This window comes from Aestuariispira ectoiniformans (assembly GCF_025136295.1).
Lineage (GTDB): Bacteria > Pseudomonadota > Alphaproteobacteria > UBA8366 > Aestuariispiraceae > Aestuariispira_A > Aestuariispira_A ectoiniformans.
Genome location: NZ_CP062788.1, coordinates 3,720,164 through 3,735,583 on the forward strand (window position 1 = coordinate 3,720,164; position 15,420 = coordinate 3,735,583).

Here is a 15,420-nt window from a genome sequence, read left to right on the forward strand (position 1 = left end):
ACGACATAGCCGGGTTCGCGGGCAAAAAGCCCATGTTTTGATGCGAATGTCAGGGGAAGGACTGCAGCGGTATGGCCTTATTCACAGGCACATACGAGAACAAGGTAGACGGCAAGGGACGTGTGTCTCTTCCGGCCGATTACCGTGACCTGCTGTCAGATGACGACAACCGCAGTTTCTATGTCTTCCCTTCGCCCAACAACAACTGCCTGGAGGCCTGCGACAAGACCTTCATGCAGCGTGTCGCCGACAGTATCGAAGATCAGGCCGACATGTTCTCCGAAGAGGAAGAGGGGCTGAGCTTCATCATCTCCAGCGCGCGCCGTATCCAATATGACAGCACCGGACGTTTCGTCCTGCCGTCCGAATTCGCCCATCTGGCGGAAATCGACGGGCAGGCGCTGTTTGTCGGCATGGCGGCCCGCTTCCAGATCTGGAACCCGGCGGCCTATGCGGAACGCCTGCGCGAAAAACAAAACAAGGCCAAGGGCATGACCCTGCGCCTGAAAAAACCGGGAGCGGGCTGATGGCTGAACAGATCCACTATCCGGTCATGCTGCGGGAGGTCCTCGAAACCCTCTCGCCTGCTGACAACGAAACCTACCTGGACGGCACCTTCGGCGCAGGCGGTTACAGCCGCGCCATTCTGGAGGCCGCCAACTGCAATCTCTACGCGATCGACCGCGATCCGGAAGCCGCCGAGCGGGCCAAGCCCCTCAGCACCGAATATTCCGGACGCTTTACCCTGCTGCGTGGATGCTTCGGCGACATGGCCGACTTATTGGCCGAAGCAGGGGTCGGACAGCTTGACGGCATCGTGCTTGACCTCGGTGTCTCCTCCCCCCAGCTGGACGACCCCACACGCGGCTTTTCCTTTCGCGCGGACGGACCTTTGGACATGCGGATGGGCGATGAGGGCCAGTCCGCCGCCGACCTCGTCAACAATTGGGACCCGAAGGACCTCGCCAAAGTAATCCGCGATTTCGGTGAAGAACGCTTTGCCGGTCGGGTTGCGCGCGCCATCGTCAAGGCGCGCGAGGAACAGGAAATCACAACGACCCTGCAACTGGCGGAAATCGTGCGCGCCGTCGTGCCGAAATCCAAGGACGGCATCGACCCGGCAACACGCACCTTCCAGGGCCTGCGCATCGCGGTCAATGACGAGCTGGGCGAATTGGACCGGGCGCTGGTGGCAGCCGAAAAGCTGCTGCGCCCCGGTGGGCGTCTGGTAGTGGTGTCCTTCCACAGTCTGGAAGACCGCCGCGTCAAACAATTCCTTAAAAAGCGCAGTGGCCGTGGCGGCGGCTCCTCCCGTCACCTGCCGCAAACGCTGCAGGAACAACAGGTCCCGTCCTTCTCCCTGATCACACGCAATGCCTTGAAGCCCAAGGACGACGAAATCCGTGAGAACCCACGCTCCCGCTCTTCCCGTCTGCGTGCGGCCACCCGCACCGATGCGGGTGTCTGGGCTTTGGAGGACTCATGACGAAGTTCTTTGGCCTCATCATGTGGACCACGGCCGCGGCGATCACCGCCTACGCATTATTTTATGTCAGCTATCGCGTGGAAGGGATGGAAGACCAGTTGGCCCAGATCAACCACCAGATCCTGAAAGAACAGGAAACCATCCATGTGCTGCAAGCCGAATGGAGTTACCTCAACAACCCGGACCGGCTGCAGAAACTGACCGATCAGTTGATGCCCGAAATGCAGCCGCTGAACGCCTCCCAATTCGTTTCATTGGATTCCATCCCCTTCCGTCCCGTTGAAGCGGGCGGAGATGGAACGGCCACGGCGGATTCCAAAGAACCCCGCCCAGACTATTTCCGTGCTGCGGCCCATCGGCCGGGAGAAGAGCCATGACCAGGATCGAAGACAATAACACCCGTGTCGCTCTTTCCGCAGACGTCTCGCGCCTGTCCGGCCCGACCCGGCGTATGTCCGACAATGACAGCGCGCGTCCCCACAATCGCGACGGCCTGTTCCGTCAGGCGATAGAAACCGGACGCACCCGCCTGTTGATCACCGGCACGATCCTGGCGCTTTCCTTTGCTACAATCGGTGTGCGGTTGGTTGACGTCACGGCACTGCGCATGCCGTCGGAAAGCCGGGACATTCACGCCGCCCGAACGGAACCGATCAAGACCAGCCGCTCCAACATCACGGATCGCAACGGCACCATCGTCGCGACAGAGCTGAGGACGGTCTCGCTGTCGGCCAATCCTAAACATATTCTCGATGCACAGGAAGCTGCGGTTAAGCTGGCATCCGTTCTGCCGGACCAGTCGGCCTCCGCGCTGGCCAAAAAGCTGTCCAGCGGCCGCCGTTTCGTATGGATTCAGCGCCAGCTAACGCCGCTGCAGCAGTGGGAAGTCAACGCGCTCGGCATTCCGGGACTGGAATTTCATGCCGAAGAATCCCGCGTTTACCCGCAAGGCCGCCTGCTGTCCCATATCCTTGGGTTCACGGATATCGACAACAACGGCATTTCCGGCATTGAGAAGGAATTCGACAAAAGCCTGCGCAACGGCGATGCCCCCCTGCGCCTGTCGATCGATACCCGCCTGCAATATCTGATGCGCCGCGAGTTGTCTTCCGCGATCAAGGAATTCAGCGCAATCGGCGGCACCGGTCTGATAATGGACGCCCGCAACGGTGAAATCCTGTCCATGGTTTCCCTGCCGGATTTCGACCCCAACCATCCGGGTGAGGCAAATTCGGAAGCGTTGTTCAACCGGTCCACGCTTGGTATTTACGAGTTGGGCTCCACTTTCAAGATCTTCAATTCCGCCCTGGCTTTGGAGAGCGGAGTCGCCAAACTCGATACTGAGTTCGACGCGTCAAAACCATTGCGCGTCGCACGCTTCACAATCAACGATTATCATGGCAAAAACCGCTGGCTTTCGCTGGCGGAGGTCTTTATCTACTCCTCCAACATCGGCTCTGCGCAGATGGTGAGTGAAGTCGGTCCGGTCGCGCAAAAGGCCTTCATGGACAAGCTTGGTTTCCTGTCGCAGGTTCCGGTGGAATTGCCCGAGACGGGAAGCCCCCTCTACCCCAAGGTCTGGCGACCGATCAACATGATGACGATTTCCTATGGTCATGGCATTGCCATCAGTCCCCTGCACCTGGCAGCGGGCGTTGCCGCCATGGTCAATGGTGGCGTGATGCATAGTCCTACCCTGATCGCCAGCGACGAACCGCGCAAGGGCCACCGCATCATCTCCAAACGCACCTCCAAGGCCGTGCGTAAGCTGATGCGCCTGAACAACATCGACGGGTCGGGCAAGAAATCCAATGCGGTGGGCTATCTGGTCGGTGGTAAGACCGGTACGGCGGAGAAGGTCAACGCCAATGGCGGCTACGCCCGTAAATCGCTGATTTCCTCCTATGTGGCAGCTTTCCCGATGAACGACCCGAAATATATCGTCTATGTCGTGCTGGACGAACCGCATGGCACCAAGGCCACCTTCGGCTATGCCACCGGCGGCTGGGTCGCAGCCCCGGTCGTCAGCCGCGTGGTAAGCCAGATGGGCCCGATGCTCGGAATTGAACCGGTCGATGCCGAAGCGCCTGAGGTTCGTCAGGAACTTGCCATCGGATCGCCCAAAGGAGGGAAGACATTGGCGTCTTTCTAATCAATGAACGGGAACGAGATGAGCGCTAAGGAAATTTTCAACAAGGTAAGCATCACCGGGCTGACGGCGGACAGTCGTCAGGTGAAGGCGGGCTACCTCTTTGCGGCCATTCCCGGCACGACGGTCGACGGTGCAAAATTTATCCCCGATGCGATCAAGGCAGGTGCGACGGCGATCCTCGCCAATGCCGATGTTACTGCGGACGATCTGCCGGACGGCATCCATCTGATCACGGATTCCAATCCGCGTCGGCGGCTCGCCAAACAGGCCGCACAGTTTTATGCGCCTCAGCCCGGGACCGTCGTGGCGGTCACCGGCACCAATGGTAAGACTTCTGTCGCGGACTTCACACGCCAGCTCTGGACCGCGCTCAAGACGCCCGCCGCCAGCATCGGTACGCTGGGCCTTGTCACCAATCTGGCAGATAACACCAAGATGAGCGGCCTGACCACGCCCGATCCCGTGGAACTGCACGCCACATTGGGTGAATTGAAAGACAATGGCATCGACAATATTGCCATGGAGGCCTCCAGCCACGGGCTGGACATGTATCGCCTGGACGGTGTTTCCTTCACCGCAGCCGCCTTCACCAACCTGTCGCGGGATCATCTGGACTATCACGGCGGCATGGAAGCCTATCGCGCAGCGAAACTGCGGCTGTTTGAGGAATTGCTGGCGACCGGCGGGACCGCCGTTGTCAACAGCGGTGCGGCCGAATTCGACCTGATTGCCAATATCGCCAACGAGCGCAAGCAGCGCGTTATCGCCTATGGCCTGGCCAACGGCCAGATCCGTTGCATCAAGGCGGATACCCGCCCTAGCGGCTTCCACCTGGAACTGGATGTGATGGGCGAACGTTTTGATGTGGATTTCCCCCTCCCCGGCCGTTTCCAGATTGAAAATGCCCTTTGCGCCCTGGGCCTTGTCATGGCCTGCGGCGCGGAGGCAGCCCAGGTTGTTCCGCACCTGAGCAATCTGCGCGGCGTGCGCGGCCGGATGGAACGCGTGGCCGTTCTGCCCAATGGCGCTGCGGTCTATGTGGATTTCGCCCATACCCCGGATGCACTGGAAACCGTCCTCAAGTCGGTCCGCCCGCATGTTCAGAATAAACTGCATGTGGTTTTCGGCTGTGGCGGTGATCGCGATCCCGGCAAACGCCCGATGATGGGCAGGACATGCCATGACTTTGCCGATGTGCAGATCGTAACCGACGACAACCCGCGCAGCGAAGACCCTGCCCATATCCGTGCCGCCACTATGGAGGGCTGCCCCGGTGGCATCGAGGTTGCCAGCCGACGCGAGGCAATTCGGACCGGCCTGAAGGGCCTGCAGGCAGGCGACGTCCTCGTCGTTGCGGGCAAGGGCCATGAACAGGGTCAGATCGTAGGCGAAAAGGTTCTGCCCTTCGACGATGCAAGTGTCGTTCGCGAGGAAGTCAAAGCATTGGGATTGGAAGACGGCCAATGACCGTGATTTGGGACCATAAGGCAGCGGAAAAGGCGACCGGCGGAAAAGCCTCCGGCCCCTGGGAGGCGACGGGTGTCAGCATCGACACCCGGACAATCACCCCGGGAGACCTGTTTGTTGCCCTGAAAGGCCCCAATCATGACGGCCATGCCTACCTTGAAACGGCCCGCGACAAAGGCGCGGCGGCGGCAATCATCTCCGACAGCGATAAAGCTCCGGAAGGCCTGCCAGTCCTGACTGTCACCAACACAATGGGCGCGATGATCGACCTCGCCGCCGCCGCCCGCACCCGCATGTCGGGCAAGGTGATTGCAATCACCGGCAGCGTCGGCAAGACCGGCACGAAAGAAGGGCTCGCCCTTGCCTTCGCCGCCCTGGGCAAGACCCATGCGACGTTGGGCAACCTGAACAATGAGATCGGCCTGCCGCTAACGATGGATCGCATCCCGGCGGATACGGATTATTCCGTCCTGGAAATGGGCATGAACCATCCCGGCGAGATTCAGCCGCTGAGCGACCTCGCCCGTCCGGACGTCGCCATCATCACGACCGTGCAGCCGGTTCATCTGGAATTCTTCGAAGGTATCCAAGGGATCGCCGACGCAAAGGCAGAGATCTTTTCCGGCCTGAACAAGGGTGGCTATGCGATCCTGCCACGGGACCATCCGCTGTTTCATCACATGCGCGAGCGCGCGCTTGAGGCAGGCGTTGCCGAAGACCGGATTATCGGCTTTGGCACCCATCCGGATGCCCATGTCCGCCTGCTGAAATGCGACGCCATTCCAACCGGCAGCCGGGCAACGGCAGTCATGGACGGTGAAACCCGCGTTTATGAAATTGGCATGCCGGGCGAGCATTGGGCCATAAACAGCCTTGCAATCCTGGCGGCGGTCCGTTACCTCGGCGGCGATCTGGACAAGGCTGTTGAGGCCTTGAAGGATTGGCGTCCCGGCAAGGGACGCGGATGTCGGCATCAGATCAGCCTGCCACAAGGTGGCAGCTTCACCCTTATCGACGAAAGCTATAACGCCAGCCCGCCCGCGATGCGCGCGGCCTTCGACGTTCTGGCCCATGTCAAACCGCACCCCGGCGGCCGCCGCGTCGCCATCCTGGGTGACATGCTGGAATTGGGCGACAGCGCCCCGTCCCTGCATGCCGCCCTTGCATCGTCAATAGAGGAAAACAGTATAGATATGGTCTTCACCGCCGGACCCAATATGGCCCATCTGAACAAGGTCCTGGAACGAGGCCGCAAGGCCAATCACGCGGCAGACAGCGCGGCCTTGATCGGCCCTGTCGTCAGTTATATCGGCGCGGGCGATGTCGTCCTGGTGAAGGGGTCTCTCGGCATGCGTATGGCGGCAATCGTCAACGCCCTGAACGCCCTGGACAAAAAAGGCGCGCGCGATGCTGTATAACCTGCTGACGCCCTATGTCGACTCTCTGAGCTTCCTGAACCTGTTCCGTTACCTGACCTTCCGCACCGGCGGCGCAATGATGACGGCATTGGTCATCAGCTTTATCCTCGGCCCGTGGATCATCAACTGGCTGAAGGCAAAGCAATGCGGTGCCTCCAACGTGCGCGAGGACACGCCTGAAGGCCATCTGGTCAAGGCGGGCACGCCGACCATGGGCGGCTTCCTGATCCTGCTGGCGATTTCCATCAGCACGGTTCTGTGGTCCGACCTGCGCAACGGTTATGTCTGGGTGGTTCTGCTGGTCACCATGGGTTTCGGTGCGATCGGATTCCTTGATGACTACCTGAAACTCACCAAGAAGAATTCCAAGGGCCTGCCGGGCAAACTGAAACTGTTGGGGCAAATCCTGATCGGCGGCTCCGCGGCGATCTGGTACGCCCATATCACGCCCGATCCGCTGGCCACCAGCCTGGCCGTTCCCTTCTTCAAGGATACCCTGGTCAACCTGACCTGGTTCTTCGTACCTTTTGCCATCTTCGTCATGGTCGGAGCCTCCAATGCGGTCAACCTGACCGATGGCCTGGACGGACTTGCCATCGTGCCTGTCATGATCGCGGCGGGCAGCTTTGGCTTCATCGCCTATCTGGTCGGTAACGCCATCTATGCGGAATACCTGCAGATCCATCACGTGGCAGGCAGCGGCGAACTGGCGGTTTTCTGTGGCGCACTGGTCGGCGCAGCCCTCGGCTTCCTCTGGTTCAATGCACCGCCTGCCATGATCTTCATGGGTGATACCGGCTCGCTTTCCATGGGCGGCGCACTGGGCGCGATCAGCGTGATCACCAAACATGAAATCGTACTCGCCATTATCGGCGGTCTCTTTGTGCTGGAAACCGTCTCGGTCATCGTACAGGTTGTCTCCTTCAAGACCACCGGCCGCCGGGTTTTTGCCATGGCGCCGCTGCATCACCATTTCGAAAAGAAAGGGTGGAAGGAACCCACTATCGTGATCCGCTTCTGGATCATCGCCATGATCCTTGCCCTCGTGGGCCTTGCCACGTTGAAGTTGAGGTAACGTCATGGCGGTGATTGCACATCCGTATAAAGACAAGACGATTGCGGTGATGGGGCTCGGCAAGGCGGGCCTCAGTGCCGTTCGTGCCCTTTGCGATGCAGGCGCCGCCGTCCGTGCCTGGGATGACAACGACAAACGCCGCGATGAAGCAGCCACCCTGGGCGCGCAGATCATCGAGCTGACCAACAGCAGCGCCTTCGACGGCTGCTGTGCGCTGGTGCTCAGCCCTGGCATCCCGCATACACACCCCGAACCGCATCCCGCCGCCGCCGCTGCCAAAGCCGCAGGCGTCCCCATCATTGGCGAGGTTGCCCTGCTGGCGGAAACACAACCGGATGCGCGCTACATCGGCATCACCGGCACCAATGGCAAATCCACAACCACCGCGCTGACCGGGCATATTCTGGAACATGCCCGCAAAAAGGTCGGCATCGGCGGCAATCTGGGCACGCCCTCGCTGGACCTGGACGCACTGGGCGAGGACGGCACCTATGTGCTGGAAATGTCCTCCTATCAGTTGGAACTGTCCCCGATCCATTTTCATGGTGCGGTGTTGTTGAATATCAGCCCCGACCATCTTGCCCGTCACGGTGGCATGGATGGCTATGTCGCGGCGAAAATGCGTATCTTCGACGGTCAGACCGCCGACGATTTTGCCGTGGTCGCCATTGACGACGACCGCTGTGCGGGACTGGCAGAGGCCCTTACCCATGGTGACCGCCGTGTCGTGCCTGTTTCCAGCCAGAGCGAGGTTCCCGGCGGTGTCTATGTCAAAGGCACCGACCTGATCGACGACCTCGACGGTGAGGCAAAGGCCGTTCTGGACCTCAGCATGGTCACCACCCTGCCCGGCCTTCATAACTGGCAGAATGTGGCGGCGGCTTACGCCACCGTGCGGTTGCTGGGCATCAGTGAAAAAGTCACCTGCGACGCCATCAGCGATTACCCCGGCCTGCCGCATCGCCAGCAGATGATCGCAATCATCGACGATGTCGCCTACGTCAATGACAGTAAAGCGACCAACGCAGAGGCCGCCGCCAAGGCGCTGTCCTGCTATGGCGATATCTACTGGATTGCCGGTGGCGTTGAAAAAGAAGGCGGCTATACGGAACTGGACCCGTATCTGTCTCATATCCGCCATGCCTTCCTGATCGGGGAAGGCGCGGGCAGCATCGCGGACTATCTGGGTGACCGCGTTCCCCATACCCTGTCCGTCACATTGGACACCGCAGTTGCACAAGCTTCCACCCTGGCAAGGGAAGACGGGGCGCACCGGCCGGTCGTATTGTTGTCTCCGGCCTGTGCGTCCTTCGACCAATATCAGAGTTTCGAGGCGCGTGGGGATCACTTCCTGTCGTTGGTTCGCGACCTGCCTGGACAAATCCGGCAATTCTTCGTGATGGAGGGGCGCTGATGTCGATTGCGCGCAACGATACCTCGATCCTCGGCCGCTGGTGGTGGGAAGTAGACCGCTGGACGTTGTTTGCGATCCTGGCGCTCTGCGGGATCGGTGTCGTCCTGACGCTTTCCGCCAGCCCCAGCGTGGCAGAGCGTATCGGTGCGGACAGCATGCATTTCGTGCGCAAGCAGGTCACCCTGCTTCTGCCCGCGCTTTGCATCATGATCGGCGTGTCGCTGTTGGAATTGCGCAATATTCGCCGTCTGGCAATCGTCCTTGTCGGCGTTTCCATCGTGCTGTTGATGGGTACGCTGGTCTTTGGCACGGAGATCAAGGGCGCGACGCGCTGGGTTTCTTTTGGCGGGGTGACGATCCAGCCGTCCGAATTCGCCAAACCCGCCTTTGCCGTGGTTGCCGCCTCCTTCTTCAGCGCCAGCCGCCTCGGCGAGGATATTCCCGGCTACACCATGTCGACCGCGCTCTATTTCGTGATCGTCACGCTGCTTTTGCTACAGCCCGATGTCGGCCAGTCCATCATCCTGAGCGCCATCTGGTTCGTGCAGTTCTTCCTGGCGGGCCTGCCAATGATGCTGGTGATCGTCATGGCGCTTGCCGGTGTCATGAGCCTGGTCGGCGCCTATTTCATCTTCCCCCATGTGCAAAGCCGTATTGATCGCTTCCTGGACCCGGCATCGGGCGACAGCTATCAGATCGACCGTGCCATGGATGCCTTCATGAATGGCGGTATCCTTGGAACCGGACCGGGCGAAGGCACTGTCAAGAACACCCTGCCCGATGGCCACGCCGACTTTATCCTGGCGGTCGCGGGTGAGGAATTCGGCCTTATTCTGTGCCTGATCATCGTCTTGCTTTATGCCTTTGTGGTGTTGCGCGGCTTCACCCGCGTACTGAACAGCAACAATCTGTTTGTGGTCCTCGCCGCAACCGGCCTGCTGGTGCAGTTCGGCCTGCAGGCGCTGGTCAACATGGCCTCAACGCTGAGCCTGATCCCGACCAAGGGCATGACCCTGCCCTTCATTTCCTATGGTGGTTCCTCCCTGATCGCACTGGCGATCGGCATGGGGATGCTGCTGGCAGTGACGCGTTCGCGTCCGGGAGGTACGGTATGAGCCGCCTGATCGTTCTGGCAACCGGTGGTACTGGCGGACATGTCTTCCCGGCGCAGGCCCTGGCGGAAGAATTGGGGGCGCGCGGCTATCGCCTGGCACTGATCACCGACCGGCGCGGCGATGCCTACAGCGGCCCGCTCGGCAGCCTTGAAACCCACACCATCAGCGCCGCCGGGGTTTCCGGACGTGGCAAGCTGGGCGTTATTTCCGCGCTGGCGCGGCTTGGCGTGGGATATTTCCAGGCACGCAAGTTCCTGAAACGGCTGAAGCCCGATGCGGTCGTCGGGTTCGGCGGATATCCTTCCCTGCCGGCCATGATGGCGGCAAGTCACCTCGGCCTCAAAACCGTCGTGCATGAACAGAATGCGGTGCTGGGCCGAGCCAACCGCCTGCTGGCCTCCCGCGTGGACCGAATTGCGGCGTCCTTTGAATTCACCGCAGAACTGCGCGCGCGTGACCAGAAAAAGGCTGTCTGGACAGGCAACCCCGTTCGCCCGGAAATCGCGGCACTCGCCAATCGGCCCTATCCGGAGATCGCCGCCGACAGTTCCATCAACATTCTGATTACGGGCGGCAGCCAGGGTGCCGCTGTCTTTGGTCAGACTGTCCCGGCAGCGCTGGGTCTGTTGTCGGCGGACCTGCGCAAACGCCTGCATGTGACACAGCAGGTGCGCGCCGAACAGTTGAATGAAGTCGAGGCGCATTATGCCGATATGGACCTCGCCGCCGACCTGCGCCCCTTCCTGAATGACATCCCGGAACAGCTTACCGCGGCCCATCTTGTCATCTGCCGCGCAGGGGCATCGACCATCGCAGAAATTTCAACTGCGGGCCGTCCTGCCATATTGGTGCCATATCCCTATGCTGTAGACGACCATCAAACGGCGAATGCCGCCCGTCTTTGCGACGCGGCAGGCGCCTGGATGACCCCCCAATCGGACCTGACGGCGGAAAGCCTGGCCGCCCGCCTGACGGAACTATTGAACAATCCCCGCACCCTGGCAAACGCCGCGCAGGCCGCCGCCAGGATCGGCATGCCCGAAGCCACATACCAATTGGCCGATGTGGTTGAAGGGCTTGTAGACGGTAATGGTAAGGACGGGTTGAAACCCGCCAAACGCGCTTTGGAGGCTGCAGCATGATGAAAATGCCGCTCAACATCGGTCGGATTCACTTTGTCGGAATCGGCGGGATCGGCATGTCAGGCATTGCAGAAGTCCTGCATACGCTGGGCCATGAGGTCAGCGGCTCCGATATGAGCGAAAGCGCCAATGTCAAACGCCTGCGCGATCTGGGCATCAATGTCATGATAGGCCATAAGGCTGAAAACGTGGAAGGTGCTGCCGTCGTCGTGGCCTCCTCTGCGATCAAACCGGACAACGAGGAAATGACGGCTGCCCGGGAAAGCCTGATCCCTGTCGTGCGCCGCGCGGAAATGCTGGCCGAACTGATGCGCCTGAAATGGTCGGTCGCTGTCGGCGGCACCCATGGCAAGACGACCACGACCTCACTGGTGGCGCAGATGCTTGAATCCGCCGATATGGACCCGACGGTTATCAACGGCGGCATCATCAACGCCTATGGCACCAACGCCCGGCTCGGCACCGGCGAATGGATGGTGGTCGAGGCAGATGAAAGCGACGGCACCTTCATCAAGCTTCCGGCGACGATTACAGTTGTCACCAACATCGACCCGGAACATATGGACTTCTACGGTTCGTTCGACGCGCTGCGCGCCGCCTTCCAGACCTATGTCCAGAATATCCCCTTCTATGGCTTTGCGGCGCTGTGCATCGACCATCCGGAAGTACAGGCCCTGATCGGCAAGATTTCCGACCGCCGCCTGATCACCTACGGGCTTTCGCCGCAGGCCGATGTGCGCGCCACCGACATCAAGACCGGCATCGACGGCACACGCTTCAACGTGCGGGTCGCCCTGCGCGGTGAAGAGGAACGCGTGATCGACGACGTAATGCTGCCGATGCATGGCAATCACAACGTCCAGAACAGCCTGGCGGCTGTCGTCATCGCCCTGGAAATGGGCCTGTCGGACGATCTGGTCCGCAAGGGGCTGGCCGAATTCAGCGGCGTCAAACGCCGCTTTACCAAGACAGGCGAAGTCGACGGCATCACCATCATCGACGACTACGGCCATCATCCGGTGGAAATCGCCGCGGTCCTGAAAGCGGCCCGCGCAGCAACCCGGCGCAGCGTCATCGCCGTGGTCCAGCCCCACCGCTATACCCGGCTGCAAAGCCTGTTTGAGGAATTCTGCGCCTGCTTCAACAATGCCGACACCGTCATCGTGGCGGATGTCTATGCCGCTGGCGAAGCCCCCATCGAAGGGGTCGACCGCGACGCGCTGGTCCAGGGGCTTAAAACACACGGGCATAAATCCGTGATTGCACTGAAATCCGAAGACAAGCTTGCGACATTGGTCAATGGCACGGCCCATAAAGGCGACCTCGTTGTCTGCCTGGGCGCGGGCACGATCACCCATTGGGCCCATGCCCTGCCGGAACAACTGACAGCCCTGCGCGGTGGAGGTGCCGGATGACGGAACGCCTGATCGACCGCCTGCCCGAAGTCCGGGGCCGCTATACGGAAAATGCAGACCTTTCCAAGGTCACCTGGTTCCGTGTCGGCGGCGTCGCGGATGTGCTGTATAAACCGGCGGACCTGGACGACCTGCGGCACTTCCTGCAGTTCGCGCCGCTGGAAATTCCGGTCTTCGTTCTGGGCGTCGGGTCAAACCTGCTGATCCGTGACGGCGGTTTCCGTGGCGTGGTCATCCGCCTGGGCGGCGGCTTCGCCGACGTCACGGTTGAAGGTACGACCGTTACCGCAGGGGCGGCAGCGCTGGATTTGAATGTCGCCAAGACGGCTGCCAAGGCAGGTATTGCCGGGCTTGAGTTTCTCAGTGGCATTCCGGGCACGATCGGCGGCGCATTGCGTATGAATGCCGGTGCCTATGGCAGTGAGACCAAGGACGTCCTGACCCACGCCTGGGCCGTCAGCCGCGATGGCGACCTGCATGAACTAACCAATGACGACATGGGCTTTACCTATCGTCACAACGCCCTGCCGGAGGACTGGATCTTTGTGAAAGGCCAATTCCGTGGCGAGCCGGGCGATGTATCCGAAATCCAGGCCCTCATGGAAGACATCCAGACCAAGCGCGCGGAAAGCCAGCCGATCCGAAGCCGCACCGGTGGTTCCACCTTCAAGAACCCGGAAGGCCACAAATCCTGGCAGCTGATCGACGCCGCAGGCTGTCGCGGTCTGATCCATGGCGGTGCGCAGGTCTCCGAACAGCACTGTAACTTCCTGATTAACACAGGCGACGCCACGGCGGCCGACCTGGAAGATCTGGGCGAAGAGGTACGGGCCCGCGTCAAAAAAAAGAGCGGCATTGAACTGCATTGGGAAATCAAACGGATTGGGGAGCGCGCAATGACCAAACATGTAGCCGTAATCATGGGTGGCTGGTCTGCGGAACGCGACGTTTCCCTGTCGTCAGGCACGGAATGCGCCAAGGCACTGGAAGAAGCGGGTTACAAGGTCACCACTATCGACCTGACCAATGATCTGGCGGAAACGCTGCAGGCCCTGACGCCGCGACCGGATGTGGTGTTCAACGCCCTGCATGGTCGTTATGGCGAGGATGGCAACATTCAGGGTGTGCTGAATATCATGGGCATCCCCTACACCCATTCCGGCCTGCTGGCCTCTGCCGTTGCCATGGATAAGCCGATGGCACTGCGTATGTTCCGGGCGGCGGGCATCCCCACCGCCGACGGTGTGGTCGTTGCACAGGAAGAACTGGGCAAAGGCGACCCCATGCCCCGCCCCTATGTGGTGAAACCGGCAACGGAGGGGTCCAGCGTCGGGGTCTATCTGGTTTTCGAAGGCGACAACGGGCCTGACTATTCCGGCTGGACCTTCGGCGATGCCATGGTGGAGGAATATATTCCGGGCCAGGAGTTGACCGTTGCGGTCATGGGTGACAAGGCCCTGGGCGTCACGGAGCTTAAACCCCACGACGGCTTCTACGACTATGAAGCCAAATATACCGACGGCAAGACGACACATATCTTCCCGGCCCCGGTGCCCCAGGAAATCGCCGACCGTTGTATGGATTATGCCAGCCGCGCCCATCGGATTCTGGGCTGCCGCGGCGTATCCCGGTCGGACTTCCGTTATGACACAGACAGCGGTCGCATTGCGATCCTTGAAGTCAACACCCAGCCGGGCATGACACCGCTGTCGCTGGTCCCCGAACAGGCAAAGCATAAAGGGATTTCATTTCCTGATCTTGTAAGCTGGATGGTGGAGAACGCCACATGCGATGGCTAAAGAAGGACAGTAATGCCAAGCCGAGAGGCAAAGCCAAAAGCGCCGGCCAGGCCCCGCGCCGCAAGCCGCCTGCGCGTCGCAAGGCCGCATCCGCCTGGCGCAAGCCGATGATCTATGGCGCGGTGTCGGCGGTATTGCTTGGCACGGTCGCCGGGACCGGCACCTGGCTTTGGGCAAGCGGCACGATCCAGCGCAGCTATGACGACACGCTGGCCGCCATCGGAGACGGCCTCGTCGATAGCGGCCTGGCAGTGCGTGAAGTCCTGGTGATCAACCGGGAAAAAACCCATAAGTCCGACATCCTCAAGGCCCTGCATGTCAATCTGGGCGACCCGATCCTGACCTTCGACCCGGCAGCGGCCCGCGAGCGGGTGGAGAAAATCGGCTGGGTCAAGTCAGCCGTGGTCGAACGCCGCTTCCCCAACAAGGTGGTTGTTTACCTGCAGGAGCGAAGCCCGGCCGCCATCTGGCAGCGCGAAGACAAATATTATCTGGTGGATATCGACGGCGAAGTCATCAACCGCAAGGATGTCCGCCACTACCCGAAGCTGAAGGTCATCACCGGCGACAACGCGCCCAAACATGCGGCAGCCCTGCTGGAAGTGCTGAATGAGGCACCGGAGCTTCGTGACGAGGTGGTTGGCGCCATGTGGGTCGGTGACCGCCGCTGGAACCTGGAACTGAATAACAGGATTGCCGTGCGCCTGCCGGAACAGGATCCGCAGGGCGCCTGGAAGAAGCTGGCAAGCCTGATCGAGGAACACAAGCTTCTGAACCGGGAGATCGAGGCGATCGACCTTCGTCAGCCGGACCGGTTGATCATCCGCATGACGCGATCCGGCAAACGACAACTGGACACGCCGGAAGAACATACCTGATCGGGATGGGTAAAACGGGCAGGAATTGAGACTTAACAAGGGAATTTAGGAAGACCACC

At 60.7% G+C, this 15,420-nt stretch carries 13 protein-coding genes; all 13 read left to right on the forward strand.

Annotation, left to right across the window (positions count from 1 at the left end):
* Positions 1-71 precede the first annotated feature (71 nt).
* The 13 genes from IF205_RS17580 to IF205_RS17645 are packed head-to-tail and all read left to right on the forward strand — an operon-like array spanning position 72 to position 15,361.
* Positions 72-527: a division/cell wall cluster transcriptional repressor MraZ gene (locus tag IF205_RS17580; protein ID WP_259780654.1), complete on the forward strand. Its 456-nt coding sequence runs from the start codon at positions 72-74 to the stop codon at positions 525-527.
* Positions 524-1,486 carry a 16S rRNA (cytosine(1402)-N(4))-methyltransferase RsmH gene (gene rsmH, locus IF205_RS17585; protein ID WP_446007715.1) on the forward strand — a complete coding sequence of 321 codons (963 nt, stop codon included), beginning with the start codon at positions 524-526 and terminating at the stop codon, positions 1,484-1,486. The genes IF205_RS17580 and rsmH overlap by 4 nt, the downstream gene beginning before the upstream one ends.
* Positions 1,483-1,863: a cell division protein FtsL gene (ftsL, locus tag IF205_RS17590; RefSeq protein ID WP_259780656.1), complete on the forward strand. Its 381-nt coding sequence runs from the start codon at positions 1,483-1,485 to the stop codon at positions 1,861-1,863. The genes rsmH and ftsL overlap by 4 nt, the downstream gene beginning before the upstream one ends.
* Entirely contained in the window at positions 1,860-3,638 is a 1,779-nt protein-coding gene (locus tag IF205_RS17595) for a peptidoglycan D,D-transpeptidase FtsI family protein (RefSeq protein WP_259780657.1), read from the forward strand. The genes ftsL and IF205_RS17595 overlap by 4 nt, the downstream gene beginning before the upstream one ends.
* An 18-nt stretch (positions 3,639-3,656) precedes the next feature.
* The gene (locus IF205_RS17600) at positions 3,657-5,105 is read left to right on the forward strand and encodes a UDP-N-acetylmuramoyl-L-alanyl-D-glutamate--2,6-diaminopimelate ligase (RefSeq protein ID WP_259780658.1); all 1,449 of its coding nucleotides are present in this window, start codon (positions 3,657-3,659) and stop codon (positions 5,103-5,105) included.
* On the forward strand, positions 5,102-6,523 hold the full coding sequence (locus tag IF205_RS17605) for a UDP-N-acetylmuramoyl-tripeptide--D-alanyl-D-alanine ligase (RefSeq protein WP_259780659.1): 1,422 nt from the start codon (positions 5,102-5,104) through the stop codon (positions 6,521-6,523). Before IF205_RS17600 ends, IF205_RS17605 begins: the two co-directional genes overlap by 4 nt.
* Positions 6,513-7,598, forward strand: coding sequence for a phospho-N-acetylmuramoyl-pentapeptide-transferase (mraY, locus tag IF205_RS17610; protein ID WP_259780660.1), 1,086 nt, complete (start codon positions 6,513-6,515; stop codon positions 7,596-7,598). Before IF205_RS17605 ends, mraY begins: the two co-directional genes overlap by 11 nt.
* A gap of 4 nt (positions 7,599-7,602) precedes the next feature.
* Positions 7,603-9,012, forward strand: a complete 1,410-nt coding sequence (gene murD, locus IF205_RS17615; protein ID WP_259780661.1) for a UDP-N-acetylmuramoyl-L-alanine--D-glutamate ligase — start codon at positions 7,603-7,605, stop codon at positions 9,010-9,012.
* The gene (gene ftsW / locus IF205_RS17620; RefSeq protein ID WP_259780662.1) at positions 9,012-10,127 is read left to right on the forward strand and encodes a putative lipid II flippase FtsW; all 1,116 of its coding nucleotides are present in this window, start codon (positions 9,012-9,014) and stop codon (positions 10,125-10,127) included. The genes murD and ftsW overlap by 1 nt, the downstream gene beginning before the upstream one ends.
* Positions 10,124-11,269 (forward strand): undecaprenyldiphospho-muramoylpentapeptide beta-N-acetylglucosaminyltransferase, encoded by a 1,146-nt coding sequence (gene murG / locus IF205_RS17625; RefSeq protein WP_259780663.1) that lies wholly within the window; start codon positions 10,124-10,126, stop codon positions 11,267-11,269. The genes ftsW and murG overlap by 4 nt, the downstream gene beginning before the upstream one ends.
* Complete coding sequence (gene murC, locus IF205_RS17630) at positions 11,266-12,684, forward strand: UDP-N-acetylmuramate--L-alanine ligase (RefSeq protein WP_259780664.1); 1,419 nt, start codon at positions 11,266-11,268, stop codon at positions 12,682-12,684. The genes murG and murC overlap by 4 nt, the downstream gene beginning before the upstream one ends.
* Positions 12,681-14,483, forward strand: coding sequence for a UDP-N-acetylmuramate dehydrogenase (gene murB, locus IF205_RS20645; RefSeq protein ID WP_375542658.1), 1,803 nt, complete (start codon positions 12,681-12,683; stop codon positions 14,481-14,483). Before murC ends, murB begins: the two co-directional genes overlap by 4 nt.
* Entirely contained in the window at positions 14,471-15,361 is an 891-nt protein-coding gene (locus tag IF205_RS17645) for a cell division protein FtsQ/DivIB (protein WP_259780665.1), read from the forward strand. Before murB ends, IF205_RS17645 begins: the two co-directional genes overlap by 13 nt.
* Positions 15,362-15,420: the final 59 nt, after the last annotated feature.